Origin of the sequence: Shewanella sp. (genome assembly GCF_051658185.1) — a bacterium.
GTDB lineage: Bacteria > Pseudomonadota > Gammaproteobacteria > Enterobacterales > Shewanellaceae > Shewanella.
Genome location: NZ_JBOFMC010000133.1, coordinates 1 through 8,036, shown reverse-complemented (window position 1 = coordinate 8,036; position 8,036 = coordinate 1). Strand labels below are relative to the sequence as shown.

Here is an 8,036-nt window from a genome sequence, read left to right as displayed (position 1 = left end):
ACCGTGGTTTCGAACAGTTGCCGACTGGGTCTTTGCATTAATAATCCCAACTCTGCACCATAAACCCCAAGCGTTGGCCGCCGCCCAAGCACCTTTAGCGGCAAACGCTGCTTTACGCTTTGCAGGCCTGCGAGCGTTTTTAGCAGACTGGTTTTGCCCGAGCCGTTATCACCGAGTAAGGTTGCAATCTCTCCCGCTCGCAGGGTAAATCCGTGGGGGCAATCAAATAAGCGCTCCGCCCCCTCAAAACCAAACTCAAAGGCATCGGCGCGGATAAGCGCCTGACCCAAGGGCGTAGTCTCTTGCCCATCAACAGGCCAGTGCATCGCCCTCTGCCGACTGACACCCGCAAGAGTGACCATCCCTTGAAGCTCGTCCCCCCGGTAACGGCCCGGAGAAAGGCTGCCCGCCTTAAGCTGCCAATGGAACTGCACCAGCTCACGAAAGGCTGCAACGTGATGCTCAACCAAAACCAGTGCCACCCCGTCGGCGAGCAACTGACGCAGCACCTTTAACAACTCCTCGACCCCTTGATCATCAAGCTGCGCCCAAGGCTCATCGAGTAGCAACAACTGCGGCTCGCATACCAGCTGGGCAGCAAGCATTAAGCGATATTGTTGCCCGAGGGACAAATTACTCACGGGCGTATCGAGCCGCAAATACAAACCGACTCGCCGCAAGGCCGATTGCACTTTAGGCAGCATGTGCTCGCTGGGAATACCGAGGTTTTCGAGGGCAAAAGCCACCTCAGCCCCCACCGTTTGCCGCAGCAGTTGCACTTGAGGATCTTGCATCACTAAACCGGTGATCAGCTGCGGGGCGCGCCAGAGGTGTCCTTCATGAGGGCGCGCCGCCAAGCCTGCCAGAAGATTAAGCAGACTCGATTTGCCCGAACCTGTCGGGCCGCTAACGCAGTGACATTGCCCTGCATCAATGGTCAACTCAATCCCCTGCAACACCGGCGTTTGCTGGCTGGCGTAGTTAAAGCTCACCCCATCAAGCGTCAGGAGGCGCATATCAGATCTGCCAGTTGATGCCAACGAAGAACTGCCGCCCAGCCTGAGGGAGCGCCTCGCTTTGGTAGTAATTTTCATCCAGCAAATTGGTCACCCGCAGATAGCCATCGAGCTTGTCACGAATGAGGGGTTGCACAATATTCAGATCCACTAAGGTGTAGTTACCAAGGGATTGCGCTTGATATTGAGTTTGGCCGCCCACCTTCACCTGTGTGGCATACACTTGGTCAAAAATGCGCTCCACATTGAGGTGAAGTTGGGTATCAAAGGGCAAGGTATAACTCATCTGCCAGCGCAGCTGATGGCGCGGGCGATATTGCACGGCCTCAAAACTCGCATCCTCTGCCATCTGGGCAGAATCAAGGAAGCTGTAGGCAAAGCGCAAATCGACACCGGCAATCGCTCGGTTCGTCAGTTGCCAATCCACCCCTTTGAAGCGGTAGCGCCCCGTATTTTGATAAAACCCGTTGAGATCCTTGGCGATATAATCCTTGGCATCGGTGTAATAACCATAAAGAGCAAACTCAGTGCTCAAGGGCAGTTGTTGCTGCAAACCCAGCTCCACATGCTCAGACACTTCGGCGGCTAATTCCGTATTGCCCGCCTGCAGGGAGTAGAGGTTTTGCATCGACGGGAAACGCACTTTGCGGGCGACACTCAAACTTAAGCGAGAATCAGCCGCCACTTGCCAATAGCTCGACGCCATGGCCGAATAGTTAGCCTCCGTCCCCTCGCGGACGTCGAGGGCATGATAAGCCGCCCCTAAGGTAACGCCATAGTGATGCTCGGATTGATATTGATACTCAGCCGCCGCCGTATACAACCAAGCGGCATCATTGAAGTGTTCCGCAGCGCCGGAACCAGAACCACCTGAACCGATGCCACCGCCGGAACCACCACCAGATCCGCCACCCGAGCCAGTGCCACCACCCGAGCCGCTACCAGAGCCACTCCCGCCGCCGGAGCCGCTACCCCCGCCCGTGATGGCGGCATTATCCGCGGCATGACTTTGGGTAAGCGACTGCCAACGGTGTTTTTCGGCGATAACCGAGGTCGTCAGCAGGCCTGCCGTCTGTAAATCGCTGATGAGCTGCAGATTAATACCTTGCACCACAGAACGGCCATCTTGTGAGGCCGTCAGCGCCTGATAAGTGGCATCTGCATAGGTGGTCTCTAAGGTATCGCTTTGATTATGGTAACCAAAGCCACGCAAGGTAAAGGTATCATCCACCCGATGGCCGAACCCCAGCTGCAGGGTATGTGCGTCATAATCATCGGTACGTTCATATTTCAACTTACCACTGCCAGTCCCATCGCGGGCGGGCTTGCCCCACTCACCACTGCTGAGCGCCAGATTGGCGAACAGCTGCGTCTTTTCCGATAAGCCATAACTGCCTTGGGCATACAGCTGAGTCAGCGCTTTATCCGAGTTTGCCCTTAACCCGCGGCCTTGGGCGGGCGCAGGCGTAAACTCATCAGACAGGGGGAAACCATCGGTCTGCTGACGCCTTAGGCCCACAGACCCTTGCCAGACCTCACCGGAGGCAGCGGCGCTGATATCGCCGTTCAAGGTATCGTCCTTGCCGGCCTCAAGCCGTCCCGCCACGGCAGACGCGCTGCCGCCTTGTTTGGTGATGATATTGATCACGCCACCAGCACCGCTCGGGCCATACAGTACCGATGTTGGCCCGACCGCCACTTCAACGGCGGCGATTTGGCTGGCGGGGATCATGCTCGGGTCAAACTGGCCATCCTCAGCGCTGCTCATTGGGACACCGTTGACCAACAAGGTCACATGACGGGTTTTAAAGCCGCGAATATCAACTCTGGGGGTACCATCGCCTCCCACGCGGATATACACGCCGGGCACATTCTTAAGCACCTGTTCGAGCGTCTGCGCGCCGGATGCACGGATCTCATCTTCGCTTAAACGCCAATGAGTGGTAGCCATATCACTGGCTTGGCCGCGCTTACCGTGAACAACGATCACCTCACTCACATTCAGCAGCGGATCGGAAGAGACTTCAGCCCCTTGCAGCGTAAAACACAGGCCAATACCAAGGGTTAACGACGTCGCACTCAAGACGGTTTTCATTATTTTTCCACAAAAATGCTAAAAAGTGCCGTCTATTGTGGGCCGTGGTCCCACAGGCTCAATCAAAAAAGCCCGAAAAACAAACTTAGATCAACTTAAACCAACAAATAGGAAAACAACAAACACCACATAAAGACATAATGTCCAATCATTCACGCCATCAGGACAAAAAGACCCGACTCAATCCTATTTTAGATCGCACTCAAATGAGACTATGGTAAAAGTCACACGCTCGGGGCTTACATCTTGACACTCGCGGCATCGGCCTTTAATTTGAGCGAAAAAATGCTTATCTACACGTTTAACTTCACAAGACGTAAAATATTTAGCCAGAATGCATTAACTTGATCCACATTCACGGGAGCTGACCTGCAGACTCAGCCCTCGCCTTTACCATCGGTTACCTTTGGAGTTCTATTTGCCCGTTCATGCGCAGTCTGAGGACCTCAAGTCTCTCATTGACCAACTCATTAAATTAAAGCAGGTTCCGCCGACGGAGCCGATCCTACAGTTGTCTTTAACAACTGTGTCTATCCCTTTAATTTCATGGCTTGCATCCCAAACGCAATACCCGCGTATTTACTGGCATGGGCGGGATAAATTGGAAGAAGTTGCGGCAATTGGCGCCTGTAAAGACATTACCTTTGCGACAGGCGTTACCGATCAGCAATTGGCCGACACCTATGAGCAGCAACGCGCACTCTCCAGCAACCAAGATATTCGCTACTACGGTGGCGTGGCCTTTGATCGCAGCATCGCATCTTGGCCAGAATTTGGTAACAGTCGCTTTGTGCTCCCGCGCATCGAATTTCGCCGCAGCGCCACGCAGTTTAGCCTAAGGGTCAACCTCAATTTTGCCGATAATGATCACCTTAGCGAAATTGATCAGGCCATTGCCGCCCTCGAAGCCGTGATGCCCGCAAGACCGTTAGCCCCCCCCAATAAACTCGCGTTACTCGCTCGCCGCGATTGCCCTGATTTTCCGCGTTGGCAATCATTAGTCGAACAGGTTATCGAGCCCGAGTTCAACCAACACACTCCCAAAGTTGTGCTATCGCGCTTAACCCAGCTCGAGGTCAATGATCAGGCCGATCCTTGGATGGTGCTCGCCTGCTGGCAAGGGCGTAACCCCAACAGTTTCCAATTTGGTTTTCAATTTAGCCCTGAACGCACTTTTATTTCCTGCTCCCCTGAGCGGCTATTTCGCCGCAGCCAGCAAGAATTGTTTACCGAGGCGCTGGCCGGCACCACAGTGCGGGGATTAAATCAGGAAGAAGATATCGCACTTGCCAATGCGCTTTTGGAAGACAACAAAAATAGCATTGAAAATCAACTTGTTCGCAGCCACATCGTCAATGCATTAACCCCGCTAAGCCATTATGTGGGCGCCGAAGAAGCCGCAACCATTTTTAAACTCACCCATATTCAGCACCTACACAGGGCGATTCGGGCGGAGCTAAAAGCAGAGGTGAACGATTTTCAGTTGCTGCAAGCCTTGCATCCCACGCCAGCGGTGGGCGGACTGCCACGGGATTCTGCCATGCGCTTTATTCGGGAGCACGAAGGCTATGTGCGGGGTTGGTATGCCGGTGCCTGCGGTTATTTTAATTGCGATGAAAGCGAGTTTTCCGTGGCGATCCGCAGCGCCCTCATCGAACCTGGGCGCATCAACCTCTTTGCGGGAGCGGGCATTATTGCTGGCTCTGATCCCGAGGCGGAATGGCAAGAGCTTGAAAATAAACTGGCAACGATTATGTCGATCCTCATCGAGCTCTAATCTGACTGCACGGCAGGAATGCCGCACTGAAAGCCACTTTTTCGCTCACGCCGCCTGAACTGGCAGCCCCAGAAGGGGTTGCCTCCACGCCATCAGAGCAAACGCCCGATACCACAAATGCTCTGTGACACTTGCATCTCCAAGATCTATCACTATAATGACGGCCCCGATTTCAACCAATCGCTATCGGGCAACGCTTCAATCAACATAATAAAATTGAAACCAGCGGGTTCCCTCACCCCGCCCTACACAACTAAAAAGGCCACAGATGTTAATGTTAACTCCTGCGCAGCTCAGCCGCGCCCTATTCCTACTCGTAGGATTCCATATACTGATTATTTGCGTCAGCAACTACTTGGTACAACTCCCGTTTCAACTCTTTGGATACCATACCACTTGGGGGGCATTTAGCTTTCCATTCGTGTATTTAGCCACCGATCTAACCGTGCGGATTTTCGGACAACAGGCGGCGCGCAGTATCATTCTCAAAGCGATGATCCCAGCACTGATGATCTCCTACATCATGGGCGTATTATTTCATCAAGGCAGCTTCCAAGGGGCGAGCTCCCTTGGTGAGTGGAACACGTTTGTGTTTCGCATCGCCTTTGCCAGTTTTGCTGCCTACTTAATTGGGCAACTGATGGATATCACCGTGTTTGCTCGCCTTCGCGCCAGCCGCTCTTGGTGGGTCGCGCCAGCGGCATCGACCTTAGTGGGGAATTTTGTCGATACCTTAGTGTTTTTTAGCGTGGCGTTTTACGCCTCATCGGACAGCTTTATGGCCGCCCATTGGCCAGAAATTGCCACCGTTGATTACGGCTTTAAGCTTATCGTGAGTTTAGGCCTGTTTTTGCCAGCCTATGGGGTGCTCCTCAAAGTGCTGCAAGACAAGATATTGCAAACTACGCCGCAAAAAATAACCTCATAATTAACTCAACTGGACAGACCTGTTATAATTTGTCCAATTTAGTCTGCGGCCCAAGCCCCTCAAGCGATACAGCCCCACGATGCCACCGAGTTGTTCGCAACTCGGCGGCGTCAAATCGGGGGTGTTGGGCCGATATCCATGAGAGAAAATGATGTATTCTATTGAAATTGAAGCGAAGACCGCATTAACGCCGCTGCTCATCCATCAAATCGTAGAACTGAGCCAACAGATCCCAGAATTCGATCGCCCCCTCACCCCTCAAGCATTACTCGAGCGCCTTGCGGGCAAAAATTGCCTGCTGCTACTCGCCTATGTCGAAGGTGAACTTGCCGGTTTTAAACTGGGATATGAACAGGATGCCACGCTTTTTTACAGCTGGTTAGGCGGAGTCGCCACCGATTTTAGACGTTTAGGTCTGGCGCAGAGTTTACTGGAATATCAAGAAATCTGGGCACGCCGCCAAGGTTATCGCCATATCCAAGTCAAGACGATGAATCGCTTTCCAGCCATGCTCAATATGTTGATTAACAATCAATATTTAATTACTGAGCTGATGGCCGATCCTCAAAATCAGATCAATCATAAGCTGCGTTTACACAAGTCGATTTAACCCACAACCTGCGCCGCAGTGTAAAGATGCCCCATAGTTGCATAAATGACTTGCCAACAAAGATGAGAATGATTATCGTTAGCTGGCGTTCTAAAGCTCACCGTTAACGCCCAGAATTGGTCATCAGGACGTTAACGGTATCTTGAGTTTGCAAGCACAACATTGCTCACACTCTTTGTGGCCGGACTCATCATCCGGCTTTTTTTATTGGGATAATGTGGCGCTCAGGCTTATTTAAGCGGCTTTGCACCTTGCTCAGATGAGTGCTCCGCGTTATTACCGGCAAAATGCAGTCCTTCATAGGGATTGTTTTGTTGATCCTCTTTGGCCTCATGGTACAACCCTATGGTGAAGATGGAGCCTTTACCCTGAGTCGAGCTCACCTCAATCGTGCCACCAATGCGCTTAATAATGCCGTAACTTAAAGACAAACCAAGACCGGTGCCATCCTTGCGTGTGGTATAGAAGGGATCAAAAATCCGCCCAAGTTGCTCGGGCGCAATGCCTGAGCCTTCATCTTCCACTTCAATTTTTACCCCAATGGGTGTGCCCTGCTGCAGCCAATCATAAGTACGTATCCAAATCCGTCCCTTGCCCGCCATCGCGTGGGCGGCATTGACCACCAGATTAATTAATACCTGCAATAGCTGCGGCCGATTAACTTGTACCGGGCAAGTCGCATTCAATTCAGTGATCAAAACCACTTCTTGTTTTTGAATGGAATGCCTGACCAACACGAGCATTTCTTCAATGATCGGCGTAATGGAATGCATCTCAAGGGGCGCATTAAACTCGCCAGGGCGACTGTATTGCAGCAAACTGCGGATGATGGTGCTGATCCGCCCAACCTGCTGAATGACAAGATCAATTTCCTCTTTAACCACCTCAGCCTTATCACCCAGTTCGTAGCGTAATAATTCCATATTACCGAGGATAACTGCCGTGGGATTGTTGATCTCGTGGGCGATCCCCGCCGTCAACTCCCCAAGGGCCGTGAGTTTTTCATTGGTGACCAGCTGCTGGCGGGTTTCATTCAATAATGCGACGTTGCGTTGCAGCTCGAGGGTTTTATCCTGCAAACTGCGGGTGCGCTCTTCAACCTTCATTTCAAGCTGCTCTGCCGCCGCTTGGATTTGAGCATTGCGCCGCTGCAGCAGGTCGAGCATCCGATCAAACTGTTCGGCCAGATTGGATAACTCGTTATCTCTATCTAAGCCTAAGGCACCAATGCGGATATTGCGTCCCGATTGCACCGCCTGCACGACATGGTGAATGCGCTCAATCGGCTGCAATAAACTGTAGGCCCCGCGGTACACCAACAAGCCTGAGACTAACAGCACCAACATCAGAATTGTGCCTAATTCTATGATATTCAATAAATAATTATGAATAAAAGGCGACTCAGAAAATCCTGTATAAATCATGCCCACCCGTTGACCGCGAATATCCTTAAGCGGGGCGTAGGCCGAAATAAACCAATCGTTGTAGACAAAGGCGCGGTCCACCCACTGCTCGCCTTGTTGCAGCACTTTTTCGCGCACCTCCTCGGACACTAAGCTGCCAAGGGCGCGCCCCTGAGACTCATCCCCCTTAGGGAAAAAATGCAGCGG

Annotated in this window: 6 protein-coding genes; 3 read left to right on the top strand and 3 right to left on the bottom strand. The window is 52.3% G+C overall.

Annotated features, from left to right (window positions below; genetic code table 11):
* Together ACRCZA_RS05635 and ACRCZA_RS05630 are read right to left on the bottom strand one after the other, a co-directional pair.
* A partial coding sequence (locus ACRCZA_RS05635; protein WP_438673488.1) for an ABC transporter ATP-binding protein occupies positions 1-1,016 on the bottom strand: 1,016 nt, incomplete at its 3' end.
* Between the two features lies 1 nt (position 1,017).
* Positions 1,018-3,111 carry a TonB-dependent receptor plug domain-containing protein gene (locus ACRCZA_RS05630; protein WP_438673487.1) on the bottom strand — a complete coding sequence of 698 codons (2,094 nt, stop codon included), beginning with the start codon at positions 3,109-3,111 and terminating at the stop codon, positions 1,018-1,020.
* A gap of 418 nt (positions 3,112-3,529) precedes the next feature.
* On the opposite strand from ACRCZA_RS05630, the gene ACRCZA_RS05625 reads away from it, so the two are divergent.
* The 3 genes from ACRCZA_RS05625 to ACRCZA_RS05615 all read left to right on the top strand — a co-directional run bounded on the left by ACRCZA_RS05625 (position 3,530) and on the right by ACRCZA_RS05615 (position 6,426).
* The gene (locus tag ACRCZA_RS05625; protein WP_438673486.1) at positions 3,530-4,888 is read left to right on the top strand and encodes an isochorismate synthase; all 1,359 of its coding nucleotides are present in this window, start codon (positions 3,530-3,532) and stop codon (positions 4,886-4,888) included.
* Between the two features lie 268 nt (positions 4,889-5,156).
* A complete protein-coding gene (locus ACRCZA_RS05620) occupies positions 5,157-5,816 on the top strand; it encodes a 7-cyano-7-deazaguanine/7-aminomethyl-7-deazaguanine transporter (protein WP_438673485.1) in 660 nt (219 codons plus the stop codon).
* A gap of 151 nt (positions 5,817-5,967) precedes the next feature.
* Positions 5,968-6,426 (top strand): GNAT family N-acetyltransferase, encoded by a 459-nt coding sequence (locus ACRCZA_RS05615; protein ID WP_438673489.1) that lies wholly within the window; start codon positions 5,968-5,970, stop codon positions 6,424-6,426.
* 230 nt (positions 6,427-6,656) lie between these two features.
* Here the strand turns inward: ACRCZA_RS05615 and ACRCZA_RS05610 are convergent.
* Positions 6,657-8,036: sensor histidine kinase (locus ACRCZA_RS05610; RefSeq protein ID WP_438673484.1), on the bottom strand; the 1,380-nt coding region annotated here is incomplete at its 5' end.

Coding starts and splice junctions, on each gene's coding strand:
- ACRCZA_RS05620 (WP_438673485.1), top strand. CDS start 5,157: ATGTTAATGTTAACTCCTGCGCAGCTCAGCCGCGCCCTATTCCTACTC.
- ACRCZA_RS05615 (WP_438673489.1), top strand. CDS start 5,968: ATGTATTCTATTGAAATTGAAGCGAAGACCGCATTAACGCCGCTGCTC.
- ACRCZA_RS05630 (WP_438673487.1), bottom strand. CDS start 3,111: ATGAAAACCGTCTTGAGTGCGACGTCGTTAACCCTTGGTATTGGCCTG.